14 protein-coding genes are annotated in these 13,891 nt (G+C 71.9%); 6 read left to right on the top strand and 8 right to left on the bottom strand.

The features are described from left to right. Positions 1-4: 4 nt before the first annotated feature. From ACYQ0U_RS03170 to ACYQ0U_RS03155, 4 genes are all read left to right on the top strand, one after another. Entirely contained in the window at positions 5-745 is a 741-nt protein-coding gene (locus ACYQ0U_RS03170) for an amino acid ABC transporter ATP-binding protein (RefSeq protein WP_459969477.1), read from the top strand. Between the two features lie 11 nt (positions 746-756). After that, positions 757-1,956: an aminomethyl transferase family protein gene (locus tag ACYQ0U_RS03165; RefSeq protein WP_459969303.1), complete on the top strand. Its 1,200-nt coding sequence runs from the start codon at positions 757-759 to the stop codon at positions 1,954-1,956. Then, entirely contained in the window at positions 1,953-3,542 is a 1,590-nt protein-coding gene (locus tag ACYQ0U_RS03160) for a phytoene desaturase family protein (protein WP_459969301.1), read from the top strand. The genes ACYQ0U_RS03165 and ACYQ0U_RS03160 overlap by 4 nt, the downstream gene beginning before the upstream one ends. Positions 3,543-3,727: 185 nt before the next feature. Then, positions 3,728-4,027, top strand: a complete 300-nt coding sequence (locus ACYQ0U_RS03155) for a hypothetical protein (RefSeq protein WP_459969299.1) — start codon at positions 3,728-3,730, stop codon at positions 4,025-4,027. A 113-nt stretch (positions 4,028-4,140) separates the two neighbouring features. On the opposite strand, the gene ACYQ0U_RS03150 is transcribed toward ACYQ0U_RS03155, so the two are convergent. The 4 genes from ACYQ0U_RS03150 to ACYQ0U_RS03135 all read right to left on the bottom strand — a co-directional run bounded on the left by ACYQ0U_RS03150 (position 4,141) and on the right by ACYQ0U_RS03135 (position 7,192). Beyond that, positions 4,141-4,362, bottom strand: coding sequence for a hypothetical protein (locus ACYQ0U_RS03150; RefSeq protein WP_459969297.1), 222 nt, complete (start codon positions 4,360-4,362; stop codon positions 4,141-4,143). Positions 4,363-4,461: 99 nt separating this feature from the next. Then, positions 4,462-4,668, bottom strand: coding sequence for a hypothetical protein (locus ACYQ0U_RS03145; protein ID WP_459969295.1), 207 nt, complete (start codon positions 4,666-4,668; stop codon positions 4,462-4,464). Further along, positions 4,665-5,078 (bottom strand): ATP-binding protein, encoded by a 414-nt coding sequence (locus ACYQ0U_RS03140; RefSeq protein WP_459969293.1) that lies wholly within the window; start codon positions 5,076-5,078, stop codon positions 4,665-4,667. The genes ACYQ0U_RS03145 and ACYQ0U_RS03140 overlap by 4 nt, the downstream gene beginning before the upstream one ends. A 59-nt stretch (positions 5,079-5,137) precedes the next feature. After that, positions 5,138-7,192, bottom strand: a complete 2,055-nt coding sequence (locus ACYQ0U_RS03135; RefSeq protein ID WP_459969290.1) for a SpoIIE family protein phosphatase — start codon at positions 7,190-7,192, stop codon at positions 5,138-5,140. 104 nt (positions 7,193-7,296) lie between these two features. Between ACYQ0U_RS03135 and ACYQ0U_RS03130 the strand changes: the two genes are divergently transcribed. Beyond that, on the top strand, positions 7,297-7,638 hold the full coding sequence (locus ACYQ0U_RS03130; RefSeq protein ID WP_459969288.1) for a DUF2200 domain-containing protein: 342 nt from the start codon (positions 7,297-7,299) through the stop codon (positions 7,636-7,638). Between the two features lie 44 nt (positions 7,639-7,682). Here the strand turns inward: ACYQ0U_RS03130 and ACYQ0U_RS03125 are convergent, their stop codons facing one another. After that, a complete protein-coding gene (locus ACYQ0U_RS03125; RefSeq protein ID WP_459969286.1) occupies positions 7,683-9,035 on the bottom strand; it encodes a vanadium-dependent haloperoxidase in 1,353 nt (450 codons plus the stop codon). Between the two features lie 205 nt (positions 9,036-9,240). Here ACYQ0U_RS03125 and ACYQ0U_RS03120 point away from each other — a divergent pair, with 205 nt between their 5' ends. Next, complete coding sequence (locus tag ACYQ0U_RS03120) at positions 9,241-10,239, top strand: NADP-dependent oxidoreductase (protein WP_459969284.1); 999 nt, start codon at positions 9,241-9,243, stop codon at positions 10,237-10,239. Between the two features lie 10 nt (positions 10,240-10,249). Here the strand turns inward: ACYQ0U_RS03120 and ACYQ0U_RS03115 are convergent, their stop codons facing one another. The 3 genes from ACYQ0U_RS03115 to ACYQ0U_RS03105 all read right to left on the bottom strand — a co-directional run bounded on the left by ACYQ0U_RS03115 (position 10,250) and on the right by ACYQ0U_RS03105 (position 13,887). Beyond that, positions 10,250-12,355, bottom strand: a complete 2,106-nt coding sequence (locus ACYQ0U_RS03115) for a SpoIIE family protein phosphatase (protein ID WP_459969282.1) — start codon at positions 12,353-12,355, stop codon at positions 10,250-10,252. Between the two features lie 249 nt (positions 12,356-12,604). Further along, positions 12,605-13,654, bottom strand: coding sequence for an LLM class flavin-dependent oxidoreductase (locus ACYQ0U_RS03110; protein ID WP_459969280.1), 1,050 nt, complete (start codon positions 13,652-13,654; stop codon positions 12,605-12,607). After that, complete coding sequence (locus ACYQ0U_RS03105) at positions 13,651-13,887, bottom strand: tautomerase family protein (RefSeq protein ID WP_459969278.1); 237 nt, start codon at positions 13,885-13,887, stop codon at positions 13,651-13,653. The genes ACYQ0U_RS03110 and ACYQ0U_RS03105 overlap by 4 nt, the downstream gene beginning before the upstream one ends. Positions 13,888-13,891 lie beyond the last annotated feature (4 nt).

Raw genomic sequence — 13,891 nt, 5'->3', positions numbered from 1 at the left:
GCCCATCGTGCGGATCCAGGGGCTGCACAAGAGCTTCGGCCACCTCGAGGTGGTCCGGGGCGTCGACCTCGAGGTCGAGAAGGGCGAGGTCGTCGTGATCTTCGGCCGCTCCGGCTCCGGCAAGTCCACGCTGCTGCGCTGCGTGAACATGATCGAGGATCCGACGGCCGGGTCGATCGAGGTGTCCGGCGTACGCCTCGAGGGCGGGCACCGCACCCGCCGCAAGCGCCGGCAGATCCGGCAGCTGCGGCTCAGGACCGGCATGGTCTTCCAGCAGTTCAACCTGTTCCCGAACATGACCGCGCTCGACAACGTGATGTGCGGGCCGATGTGCGCCGGCGGCAAGCAGGCCGCGGTGCGAGAGCGGGCGCTCGACCTGCTCGACCGGGTCGGGCTGGCCGACAAGGCCGGCGAGCACCCGATCCGCCTCTCCGGCGGCCAGCAGCAGCGGGTCGCGATCGCGCGGGCGTTGGCGATGGAGCCGGACGTGATGCTCTTCGACGAGCCGACCTCCTCGCTCGACCCCGAGCTCACCGGCGAGGTCCTCGGCGTGATGACCTCGCTGGCCCGGGACCTCCACATGACGATGATGGTCGTCACCCACGAGATGGGATTTGCCCGGGAGGTCGCCGATCGGATGTGCTTCTTCCACGAGGGCACCATCCTGGAGGAGGGCCCGCCGGCGCAGATCGTCGCGGCACCCACCCGTCCGGAGACGAAGACCTTCCTCGACGCGGTGCTCTGAGAGGACGACCCATGATCAGGACCACGCCGTTCCATCGGCGGCTGAGCGAGCTCAACGACCAGTACCTCTACACGCACTGGCAGGGCACCCTCTCGCCGCTGCGCTACAGCCATGCGCCGAAGCACGAGTACTTCGCGGTCCGCAACAGCGTCGGCGTCTTCGACACCTCGCCGCTCTACAAGTACGCCGTCACCGGCCCGGACGCCGAGCGGCTGCTCGCCGGTGCGCTGGTGCGCGACGTCCGGACCTGCCGTCCGGGGCAGGCGCACTACACCGCGTGGTGCGACGACCGGGGCTACGTCATGCACGACGGCGTGGTGTTCCGGCACGCGGCCGACGAGTTCCTGCTCACCGCCGGGCGGCCGGCACTGTCGTGGTTCGAGGAGCTCGCCGCGGGCCTCCGCGTGGAGCTGGAGGACGTCACCGAGCAGTACGCGATGCTCGCCGTCCAGGGCCCGCGCTCGCGGACCGTCGTGGCCGGGCTGATGCCCGAGGCCGTGCCGCTGGGCTACTTCGACCACACCCCGGCGAAGGTCGCCGGGGCCGGGGTGGTGCTCTCGCGCACCGGCTACACCGGCGACCTCGGCTTCGAGATCACCGTCGCCGCCGACGACGCGCTCGACGTGCTCGACGCCGTGCTCGAGGCCGGCCGGCCGCACAGCATCCGACCGTTCGGCGAGGAGGCCCTGATGACGCTGCGCATCGAGGCCGGCCTCCCGCTCGTCGACATCGAGTGGCACGACGCGCGGCTGACCTTCAGCGACGCCGACTGCGTCACGCCGAAGGAGCTCGGCCTGGGCTGGATGCTTCGCGGCGTCCGCGACGGCTCCCGCCGGTTCGTCGGCTCCGAGGCGATCCGTCGCGAGCTGGTCGAGGGCACCTCGCGCTGGGCCACGACCGGCATCGTGGTCGACCCCGACGACTGGCTGCGGCTCTACCGCGAGGCCGGCCTGTTCCCGCCGAAGTCCGAGCACCCGCTGCCCTACGAGTCGATGATCCTCGACGACGACCGCGCCGAGGTCGGCTACTGCACGAGCTTCGTCTACTCCCCGGTCCTCCAGCGCCACATCGGCATCGCGCGGGTCCGCCCCGACCTCGCGGCCGCCGGCACCGGGCTGCGCCTCGAGCTCGCCGTCAACCACCACAACACCACGGTGCGGATCACCACGACTCCGATGCCGTTCTTCGACCCGGAGAGGAAGCGCGGATGAGCGCCCACGAGTACGACGCGATCGTCGTCGGCGGAGGCCACAACGGACTGACCCACGCGGCGTACCTCGCGAAGGCGGGCCTGCGCACGCTGGTGCTGGAGAAGAACGACCTCGTGGGCGGCGCGGCGATCACCGAGGAACTGCTGCCGGGCTTCAGCTTCACGACGTTCTCGTACGCCCTGAGCCTGCTGCGCCCGGAGATCATCCACGAGCTCGACCTGGTCGAGCACGGCTTCCTGCCGTTGATGATGCCGTCGTCGTTCCACCCGACCGGCGACGGCGACTACCTGCTCTTCGGCGACGACCACGCGCAGAACCTGCAGGAGGTGCGCCGCCACTCGCCGCGCGACGCGGACGCCTACGAGCGGTACCACCGCGACCTCGACCGCGTCTGCCAGGCGATCCGGCCGCTGTTCGACAGCCCGCCGCCGAACATCTTCGGCCACGACCCCGAGGACGCGGCCGACGTGAAGTGGCTGCTGGACCACCTCGGCGGCATCGACCGCAAGACCGTGCACGACATCGTGCGGCTGCTGACCGGCAGCGCGAAGGACTGGCTCGACGACTACTTCGAGCACGAGGCGATCAAGGGCTATCACGCGTCGTCCTCGATCATCGGCTCGAAGGTCGGCCCGATGTCGCCGGGCTCCGGCCTGGTGCTGCTCTTCCACAAGATGGGCGAGCACGACGGCCACCTCGGCTCGTGGGCCTTCCACAAGGGCGGCAACGGCGGCTTCACGCAGGTCCTCGCGCGCGCCGCGCAGGCGTACGGCGCGGAGATCCGCCTCGGCGCTCCGGTGACGTCCGTGGTCACCCGGGACGGCCGCGCCGTGGGCGTCACGCTGGAGGACGGCACCGAGTTCCGGGCGCCGGTCGTGGTGTCGGCGCTCGACCCCCGGCGTACGTTCCTCGAGCTGGTCGAGCCCCGCGAGCTGCCGCTCGACCTGGTCGACAACATCCGCCGGATCAGGTTCCGTGGCGTCTCGGCCAAGGTGAACTTCGCCCTCGACGGGCTGCCGACCTTCCCCGCCCTGCCCGACACCGTGGACCACTTCGGGGGGTTCCTCAACATCGGCCCGACCATCGAGTACGTCGAGCGGGCCTTCGACGCCGCGAAGTACGGGTGGTACTCCGAGCAGCCGTTCATCGACGGCGCCATCCAGTCGATCGTCGACCCCGACATGGCGCCCCCGGGCAAGCACGTCATGTCGTGCTTCGTGCAGTATGCGCCGTACGAGTTGCGCGGCAGCGACTGGGAGACCGAGCGCCAGAGCTTCGGCGACAAGGCGCAGGCCGTCCTCGAGTCGCACTTCCCCGGCTTCGACGACCTGGTGCTGCACCGCGAGGTCGTCACGCCCGTGGACATCGAGACCCGCACCGGCCTGACCGAGGGCAACATCTTCGCCGGCGAGTTCCTCGCCCCGCAGATGTACTTCTTCCGCCCCGCCCCGGGCTGGAGCCAGTACGCCACCCCGATCGACGGCTACTACCAGTGCGGCTCCGGCACCCACCCCGGCGGCTGCGTGATCGGCTCCCCCGGCAAGCTCGCCAGCCAGCGGGTCCTGCGCGACCTGAAGCGTCGTTGAGTTGGGCCAGAATCACCCCTGAGTTGGGCCCGAGTTGCTCATGAGCTGGGCGCGCCTTCCGTCGATCGGGAGCGAGGCCCAACTCGAGGGCGACTGAACCCCAACTCAACGCTGCGCGTCATCCGTGTGGGGGATGTTCGGCGCCTCGCCGGCGGCGGCTCCTCGGATCGTCGTACGGTCCCCGCATGACGGTCGAACGAGTGGTGCGACCAGATCGCAGGGCCTTCGGCCAGCTGCGCATCGTCATCGACGCGGCGCGGGAGGACGTCTCGGCCTACCGGCAGGCGGACAACACGAACCGGTTCGGGCTCGTCCGCGCGCAGCGACACCTGCTCGCCGCGCTCGAGACCTACGTCCGCGCGCTCGAGGCCGCGGGCCTCGCGCCGCACCCTCAGCTGCGTGCCGAGGTCGACCTGTTGCGCTCGGTGACCGCGGCCTCCACCGAGACGTCGACCTGGCGATCGTCCGCTCGCCGGCTCGACTGAGGCGCTCCTGCCGCCACGGCGGCCCGGATGCGTGCGGTCGCCTCCCGCGCGATGCGCTCGTGCTCGGGTGAGAGGTGGTGGTCGACCATCGGAGCCCCCTGGGACAGTGCTCGTCAGCGGAGCACGCTCGGAACGATGACGTCTCCGCCGGAGCCGCCGGGAGTCCCGCCGAAGTCGTTGCCCTGGTGGAGGAGGCCGAACACGCCGGCCGCCACCAGGAGGATGACGCAGGCCAGGACGAAGATCAGGACGCTGTAGAAGACCGCCTCGAGGGCGCGCTTCAGGACCGACAGCGTGCGGTCCAGCCGGTCCGAGGCCTGTTCGAAGCCGCTCATCCGGTCACGGTGCCACCGGATCCCGATCCAGCCGGCCGGGCGAGGGAGATGTCACCCACATTGGGCAGACGTGGCCATCCGCGGGCCCGGAAGCGCCCGTCAGGCTCCCTGGCCGAGCGGCTCGATGTCGCCGCGGTCGACCAGCTCCCGGAGGGCGACCGCGCATCCGGACTGCCAGGCCCCGTCCCGGTCCTGGAACGACACGACGGCCTCGCCGTCGCAGGACGCGTGCCAGGAGCACCGGCCGTTCGCCGCGACCGAGCCGGGGTCATGGTGGTCCGGGTCGTACGGCAGGGACGGGTTCACCGCGCGCTCCCCGAGGACGGCTCGAGCTCGAACCACACCCGCTTGCCACGCGCGCCGGTGCGCTCGCTCCCCCACCGCGACGCGAGGCTGTCGACGAGCAGCATGCCGCGGCCGCGGTCGGACAGCAGCGGGTTGTCGGTCTGCACCTCCGGCATGCCGCGGCCGGTGTCCGAGACCGAGATGCGCAGCAGTTCCGGCTCGACGGCGACGTCGAGGACCGGCCGGCCGTCGGCGTGCAGGACCGCGTTGGTCACGAGCTCGCTGACCAGCAGCAGCGCGGTCTCCGTGGCCTCGGTCGAGACGCGAGCGTCGGCGAGCACGGCGCGCACCAGCTGCCGCGCCTCGCGCGCTGAGAGCTCGGCCGCGTCGAGCGTCGCCGTCGTCGAGACGGCGGTCCAACCTGCACCCATGTCCCTACCCCGTGCTCAGCGCTCGTGCATTCCGAACTGGCACGTACCCGCCCACCTGCTCACCTAACCGGACCGGAGGGGTGACGAACGGCGAGCAGCGCGACGTCGTCCTCCAGCCGCTCGGGGAGCATCCGCGCGAGCAGGTGGTCGCACAGCTCCTCCAGCGGCGTACCGGCTCGGGCGAGCTCGGCCAGGTGGCCGGCGAGGATCGCGATGCCCTCGTCGACGACCTGGGTGCGTCGCTCGACCAGCCCGTCGGTGTAGAGCACCAGCGCGCCGCCGGCCGGGAGCACGGCCTCGTTCTCGTGGCGCTCGGTCCGCGGGTCGAAGCCGAGCAGCAGGTCGTTGCCCTCCGACCCCACCAGCACGGTGACCTCGCCCGCGGCCGTCACGAGCAGCGGCGGCGGGTGGCCCGCGTTGGACCAGCGCACCCGTACGCCCCCGGCGGCCTCGTCCGGGTGCTCCAGGCGGGCGACGACCACCGTCGCGGTGGTCTCGACCCGCAGCGTGTCCATGACGGCGTCGACCGCGCGCACAACCTCGGCCGGCGTCGACCCGCCCTGCGCCGCGATGCCGCGCAGCAGGCCGCGGACCTGGCCCATGGCGCCGGCCGCGGCGACGTCGTGGCCGACGACGTCCCCGACGACGACCAGCGTGTCCGGGGAGGGGTGGGGCTGGACGAACGCGTCGTACCAGTCACCGCCGACCTGGGCGGCCTCGGCCGCCGGCTGGTAGCGCACCGCGATCTGGAGGTGGTCGGACTGCGGCGGCTCGGTGAGCAGGCTGCGCTGGAGGGCCTCGGCCACGTCGCGCTGGTCGGCGTACAGCCGGGCGTTGTCGAGCGCCAGGCCGGCGCGCGACGCGATGTCGGCCAGCAGCGCCTGCTCCTCGGCCGAGAACGACGCACGGTGCCGCCCCCGGAAGGCCGAGAGGACGCCGACGGTCCGGTCCGGCCCGCGCAGGGGCACGACGAACGCCGACGCGGGGGCCAGCTCGCGCAGGAGGTCCTGGGCCTCGCCCGGGACCAGGACGCCGGCGACCTCCTCGGTCGCGTCGGCGTCGATGACGATGGGATCGGCGCTGGCCATCGCCTGCACCAGGTAGGAGTCGTCGGTCATCGCCGGCAGTCGCCTCTCGGCGTACCGACGCAGCGTCTCGCGGCTGACCGGGTCGACGTGCTCCCACCCGACATCGCGCAGGCGCTGTCGCCAGTCCGTGGCACCGGTGTCCTCGACCAGCGTCACCAGGCACCAGTCGGCCAGCGCCGGCACCAGCAGATCGGCCAGGCGGCTGACGCCCTCGGCGGCGTCGAGCGTCCCGGACAGCGCCTCGCTCACGCCCGCGAGCAGCTCGCCGCGGCGCGCGGCCCGGTCCAGCTCCTCCTGCGCCGCGTGCCGTGCGGTCACGTCGATGAAGTAGACCGCGAGGCCGTCCGGGGACGGCCAGGCGCGGACCTCGTACCAGGCGTCCAGCGGCGGCGGGTAGTAGGCGTCGAAGGCCACCGGCTCGCCGGAGTCCATGGCGTGCCGGTAGTGCGTCTCGAACTCGCTGTCGACGGCGGCCGGGAAGAGCTCCCAGATCGTCCCGCCGACCATCACGGTGCGGGTCGTCCCGAGCAGTCGCTCGGCCTCGGAGTTGACGTAGGTGAAGCGCCACGAGCGGTCGACCTGGAAGAACGCCGTGGGCATCGACTCGAGCACGCGGGCGACCCGCGCCTCGCCCTCCTGTACGGCGGTCGTGTCGTACGCCGCGCCGAGCAGCTGGACCGCCGGACCACCCGGCCGGTCCGCGAGGGCGCGCCCGCGCGCGCTCACCCAGCGCACGTCACCGCCGGGCAGAATGACGCGGTACTCGGCGGCGTACTCGCCACAGGTCTCGACGGCGGTGCGCAGTGCCTCGCTCACCCGGTCCAGGTCTTCGGGGTGCACCCGCTCGTTGAACGCGGTGATGCTGCCGCCGAAGGCGCGCTCGTCGAGGCCGAACAGCTCGAGCAGCCGCTCGTCCCACCGCAGCTCGCCGGTGACGAGGTCCCACTCGAAGGCGCCGACACCCGCAGCGTCGACCGCGAGCCGCCAGGCCAGGCGGTCGGTCTCCACGCCGGGGACGTCGCTCACCGGGCCTTCCACCCGCACAGCGTTCCACACCGACCGCGCGTGCTCGGCACCCGCCGAGCCCCTCTCACCCGCGCGGGTGAGGCCGCCGGGACTACCCTCGGTAGGTGCACCGCATCTACGGCGTCAGCGTCGCATCGGTCTACCCGCACTACGTGGCCAAGGTGGAGAAGAAGGGCCGGAGCCGGGCCGAGCTCGACCAGGTCATCGCGTGGCTCACCGGCTTCGACGAGGCCGCGCTCGAGCGGCACCTGGCCGCGGAGACCACGTTCGCCGACTTCTTCGCCGACGCCGACCTCAACCCGAACGCCGCGCTGATCACGGGCTCGGTGTGCGGCGTCCGGGTCCAGGAGATCGAGGACCCGCTCATGCAGCAGATCCGCTACCTCGACAAGCTCGTCGACGAGCTGGCCAAGGGCCGGCCGATGGAGAAGGTGCTCCGCTCCTGAGTGAGCGACCCCCGCCGTCGCGGGGGCCGCTCCGAGGGTGACGCTCAGTCGTGGTGGTGGTGGACCGGCTGGAGCTCCTTCTTCCAGACGTACCGCGCGACGTCCAGGCCGAGCTGCTTGGCCTGCCGGTCCGCGGTCCTGAAGTGCAGGCCGGCCCAGATGCGGGCTTCGACGATCTCGTCGAGCGCCTGGGTGAAGCTGTCGAAGTGCCGGACGGTGGGCTCTCCGGCCGCGAGGAGCGCCGAGACGCTCGTGATCGAGTAGCCGCCGGTGGTCGTGTCGCCGAAGTACATCCGCAGGCTGCGGACGCCGGCGCCGTCGAGACAGAGGTGGCCGGACGGGTGATCCGGATAGGGCGCCGTGATCAGCGCTGACCAGGCCGGGTCGGCCACCGTCGCCGCGTTCCGGTCCTCCGCTGCGCGACGGATCGCGTTCCAGGGCCGCCAGAAGTTCCAGTGGTACTTGTCGTTCCAGCAGTTGATCGCCGCGTCGGCCTCGCTGAAGTTCTCCAGGGCGAGCAGCCGAGCCGTGTGCAGGGCACCGAGGTCGTGGCGGGTCGCGAGGTCGCGGGCGACCTCGTTCCAGCTCCGCACCGGCGTGCTCTGCCACCACTTCGCGACGTAGGTCTGGGTCGGCGTGCGCACCGCGCTGGTCACCGAGCCGAGTGCCTTGACCTCGTTGAGCTCGGCGGCGTAGCGGGCACCCCCGAGCCGGAGCGGGCCGGCTGTGCGGAACTGGGACGGCGACGTCAGCACGAAGGGCCGGACGTTGCCCACCCACGGCGTCGGGTCGAGGATCGGCGCCTGGGTGACCGGGTCGAGTAGCGGCGACCACTCACCCGGCTCGGGCGTGGGATCCGGCACGAACGGCGAAGGCCCGAACCGGCCGTCGTCCGCGCGCTCGGCCAGCATCGCCGCGGCTGCGGCCTGGCCCGCGGCCACGCCCGCGTCCTCGGACCAGCCGTCCGGAACGGCGGCGAGCGCGTCGCCGTACGCCGTGGTCAGCGTGGTCAGCGTTGCGGCCCGGGTCGCGTCGGGGAGGTTGGGCACCGTCGAGACGATGTCGTGCAGGACGTCGTGCGCAGCGGCTGCGACCGCGGCGTCCGTCGAGGCACCGGACGGGAACCGCTGCATCAGCACGTAGGACCGGAAGTGTCGATGCCCGATGGCGTTGACGGCGTCGAACACCGCTCCCTGGACCATGCCGAGGTGGATCGCCGTCCCGAACGGGGTGCCGCCCGCCGGGCCGGGCAGCGTGCTGAGCGTGTTCACCGCGATCTCGTTCCACGCCCAGACCGCATCGCCGCTCGCGGAGTGGCCTCCGCGTCCCCGCATGGTTCCGGCGTCGCTGGCGGGCACCGCAGCGCCGCCGACCGCGAGGACGAGGACCGTCCCCACGCCAACCAACATCCGGCTCGATCTCATCGCTCCTCCTCGTGGGCACGAGGACGCGATCCCAGGGACAACGTCCTCCGGGTGATGTCGACGGACGACATCCAATCGTCAGCAGGCTGCGCTCCGCATCGCACAGGTTGGGCAAGTCGGCCGTGATCAGGCGAGCGGCGCGCGTGCGCGGTTCCCGTCGGTCGGCAGGATCGGGTGCATGACCACCAGCTCCCGTGAGATCCACCTCGCCTCCCGCCCCCAGGGGTGGCCCACGCCCGACAACTTCCGCACCGTCGACGTGGACCTGCCGGATCCGGGCCCGGGCGAGGTGCTCGTGCGCAACACGGTGATGTCGGTCGATCCCTACATGCGCGGCCGGATGAACGACGTGAAGTCCTACGTGCCGCCGTTCGCCCTCGACGCCCCGCTCGACGGCGGCGCCGTGGGTGAGGTGGTGGCGTCCGGATCCGACGACCTCACGGTCGGCGACACGGTCCTCCACCAGGCCGGCTGGCGCACGCACGCCCTGCTCCCGGCGAAGGCCGCGCGCCGGGTCGACGTCTCGCAGGTCCCCGCGTCGGCCTACCTCGGCGCGCTCGGCATGCCGGGCATGACGGCGTACGTCGGACTGACCCGCGTCGCCGGGATGAAGGAGGGCGAGACGGTCTTCGTGTCGGGCGCGGCCGGTGCGGTCGGGTCCGCGGTGGGCCAGATAGCCCGGCTCCTCGGTGCCGCGAAGGTCATCGGCTCCGCCGGCTCGGCGGAGAAGTGCGCCTGGCTCACCGACGAGCTGGGCTTCGACGTGGCCCTGAACTACAAGGACGCCCCGATCGGCCGCCAGCTGCGCGAGCACTCCCCCGTCGACGTCTCCTTCGACAACGTGGGCGGCGACCACCTCGAGGCCGCGATCTCCGCCATGGCCGACTTCGGCCGGATCGCGCTCTGCGGGGCGATCGCCGGCTACAACGCCGAGGCCCCGATCCCCGGCCCGCGCAACATGATGATGGTGGTCAGCAAGCGCCTGACGCTCCGCGGCTTCATCGTCACCGACCACGGCGACGCCGCCTCGGAGTTCTACCGACGGGCCGGCGCCTGGCTCGCCGACGGCTCCCTGCAGTATCGCGAGACCTGCATCGACGGGCTCGACCACGCGGTCGACGCCTTCCTCGGCCTCCACCGGGGCGACAACACCGGGAAGATGCTCGTCCGGCTCTGACGCCCCGGACTCACGTCAGCGGGTCGTAGCCGGCCATGAGCAGGGCGAGGTCGTCGTCGAGCGAGTGTCCCGCGGCGCTCCGGATCGAGTCGAGCAGACCGTCGAGGGCGGTGTCGAACGGCAGGTCCGCGAGGCGGGCGAGGAACGGCGTCGGGTCGACGAACGAGCCGGCGGGCGAGCGGGCCTCGATCAGCCCGTCGGTGAAGAGGAGCAGCCGGTCACCGGGCCGCAGCTGCCCGCTGACCGCCTGCGGGTCCGCGCCCAGGCCCAGCGGGACGGCATGGTCCAGGTCGATCGTGCTCACCCGGCCGTCCGCGGTCACCTGCGCCGGAGCCGGGTGACCGCACGAGACGACGCTGAACGTCCCGTCGTGGGCGATGTCGACCAGCACGCCGGTGACGAAGTCCTCGGAGTCGGGCAGGTAGGGAACGATGCGCCGGTCGATCTCGCGCGCGACATCGGCGATGTCACTGTCCCCGGCGGCCGCCGCCCGGAACTCGCCGAGCACGACGGTGGCGCTCCGCACGGCGCCCAACCCCTTGCCCCGCACGTCACCGACCAGCAGCCGGACCGAGTCGGGTCGCTCGACGAGCTCGTAGAGGTCGCCGCCCACCTGCGCCTCGACGGCCGCCGAGCTGTAGCGGGCGGTGAGCGTCACGGGCCCGACCCGGGGCGGCGGTGGGGCCAGGATCGCGCGCTGGGCGGCCTCCGCCACCAGCATCACGCCCGCGAGTCGCTCGGACTGCTGCTGGAACGTCACCGCGGTGTCGAGCGCCAGGGCGGCCCGCTCGGCGATCTCCTCGAGGAAGACGAGGTCGGCCTCGGCGTACCGGCGTCCCGACTCGGCGTGGATCAGCGTGACGGCGCCCAGGATCCGGTCGCGGCCGGTCAACGGCGCCACGATCGCACTGGTCATGCCGAGGCGGCGCAGGATCGCGCGGTGCTCCTCGTTGATGGCGGCAGCGTCGACGAGGTCGGACGGGATGAACGGGTAGATCTCGCTCTGCCCGGTGCGCACGACCCGCGGCGCTCCGGTGGGCGCGTCCATCCGCGTGGGGAACGCACCCTTCATGCTGCGGGCCCACGCGGTCGTGTCGGGGTCGCGGTGCTGGATCGCCGCCGTCTCGAGCTCACCGTCGTGCAGGAGCTGCACGGCACACCAGTCCGCGAACCGCGGCACGAGGAGCCGCACCACCTCGGCCAGGGTCCCGTCGACGTCCAGGCTCCGCGACAGGGTCATGGAGGCCTCGGCCAGCAGCGCCGTGCGCTGCGTGGCGGCGTCGGTCGCCTGGAGCTCCTCGGCGCGCACGATCGCGCTGGACAGCGCACCCGCCAGCGAGTGCAGGAATCCATCCTCCGACGCGGAGAAGGTCCCCGAAGGGAACGTGATGGAGAGCAGTCCGAGGATCCGGTCCCCCCTGTTCAGCGGAAGGACGTGCAGGCTCAGCTCCTGGCGGTAGTAGCCGACCAGCGCAGGGAAGGCGCGCTCGATCTCGGCGACGGACCAGTAGTGCAGGTCGATCCCCTCGCGGGCCGCGACAGCTCCCGGGAGGTCGCTGGCGAGCGGCAGCTCCTGGAACTGGTCGGCGGCACCGTTGCCGCGGCCGCTCCAGGTGACCGTGCGCAGCACCCCGTCGGGATCCAAGGAGTGCACCATGGCCGACTTGGCGCCGAGCACGGCCGCGGCATGGCTGACGAACCCGTCGGCCACGTCCTTGACCGTCCTGGCTCCGGTCAGCTCCACCGCGAGGGCGTCGAGCACCTGCTGAGCCAGGCTCTGGGCACGCTCGAGCTGTTCACGCCGGTGCTGGTTCAACCGCGCGGCCGCCACGGCCAGGGCCGCCAGCAGCGCGCAGGCGGCGAACCGGAGGAGCCACTCCGAGGTGCCCAGGTTGCCGTTCCAGGCCCCGGAGGCCGCGGACGCCACGACCGCCACCGCCGCGACCACCGACGTCCGGCCCGGCGTGCAGAACAGGGCTGCCACGACCGCGCCGCCGGCGTACACGCCGTTGATCTGCCGCCCCGAGACCAGGTCGGCCGCCACGAGCACCGCGACCACGGCGAGCCCGACGAGCCACCCGCCACGCTCGACCCGCTCGAGCAGGACCCTGTTCACGGGTCCTGCTTCATCTGGCGCTCCACCGCATCTCCTTGCCTGGTCGTCACAGCTGCGGGTGACCCGGGCCGGCTTCTTGGTCCCGTGGATCACTCGCAGCTGACGCCGTTCATCCTTCGCGGCGGCGAAGGGAGGCCGGTCGATACTACGCGCGGGGGTGGTGGATCGCGTTATCCGTGGCGCCTGCCCGCGTGGCGCACGACGGGCACGGCCGGCATGGGCCTGGCCGTCTGCCCGGTCCGCTGCTGGTCACCGCCCCTGGAACGCCGGGACGACATCGCGGATGAAGAGCTCGAGAGACTTCTTCTTCTCCTCGTGGGGAAGGCTGTTGTCGCACCAGAAGCTGAACTCGTCGACGCCGAGCTCCTCGTAGTGACGCAGTCGCTCGATGACCTCGTCCGGCGTGCCGATCATGGCGGTCTTGTGCAGGGAGTCCAGCTCGAACTCGGGGCGTTCGGCGAACTTCGACTCGGGGCTGGGCTCGAGGAAGCCGTTGACCGGCGTCGTCTTGTTGCCGAACCAGGCGTCGAAGGTGCGGTAGAACCGCGAGATCGCCTCGGCGGCGGGGCGCCAGCCGTCCGGGTCCTCGGGTGAGTGCACGTGGGTGTGGCGCAGCACCATCAGCTCGGGTCGGGGCACGTCCGGGTGGTTGGCCACGGCGGTCTCGAACTTGTTCTTGAGGTCCTCGACCTCCTCGTCGCCCTTCATCAGCGGGGTGACCATGACGTTGCAGCCCTGGCTGACAGCGAAGTCGTGGGAGTCGGGGTCGCGTGCGGCGATCCACATCGGCGGGGTGGGCTGCTGCACCGGCTTCGGGACGCTCGTCGAGGTCGGGAACTGCCAGATCTCGCCGTCATGGGCGTAGTCGCCCTGCCACAGCTCGCGGACGGCCGGCACCAGCTCACGCAGGTGCTTGCCGCCGTCGGACGCCGCCAGGCCCCCGGCCATCCGGTCGAACTCGAACTGGTAGGCACCGCGGGCCAGCCCGACCTCCATCCGACCGTTGCTGATCACGTCGAGCAGCGCGCACTCGCCGGCCACCCGGATCGGGTTCCAGAACGGCGCGATGATCGTGCCCGCGCCGAGGCGGATCGTCTCGGTCTGCCCGGCGAGGTAGGCCAGCAGCGGCATTGGGTTCGGCGAGATGGTGTACTCCATCGAGTGGTGCTCGCCGATCCACACCGTGCCGAACCCGCCCGCCTCGGCCATGAGCGTGAGCTCGGTCAGGTCCTCGAAGAGCTGGCGGTGGCTGACCTGGTCGTCCCAGCGCTCCATGTGGACGAACAACGAAAATCTCACGACTGCTCCTCGGTTCCTGACGGGGTCCTGGGTGGGCTGGCGGCTGCGTCCATCTCCCTGAGCGTCCGGTCCCCGGTGGCCCAGTGGGTGCGGGGAACCTCGCGGACGATGACGCGGATGTGCTCGGGCCTCGTGTTGGCGGTGCGCAAGACGGCCTCGTGCACCTCGTGGATCATGCTGCGGATCTGCTCGTGGTCGCGGCCCTCGCCGAGCGTGATCTCGATCAGTGGCACGGCG

Source organism: Nocardioides pyridinolyticus, from assembly GCF_054653575.1.
Note: the sequence above shows the minus strand (reverse complement) of the source record. Positions and strands in the feature narration are given on the sequence as shown.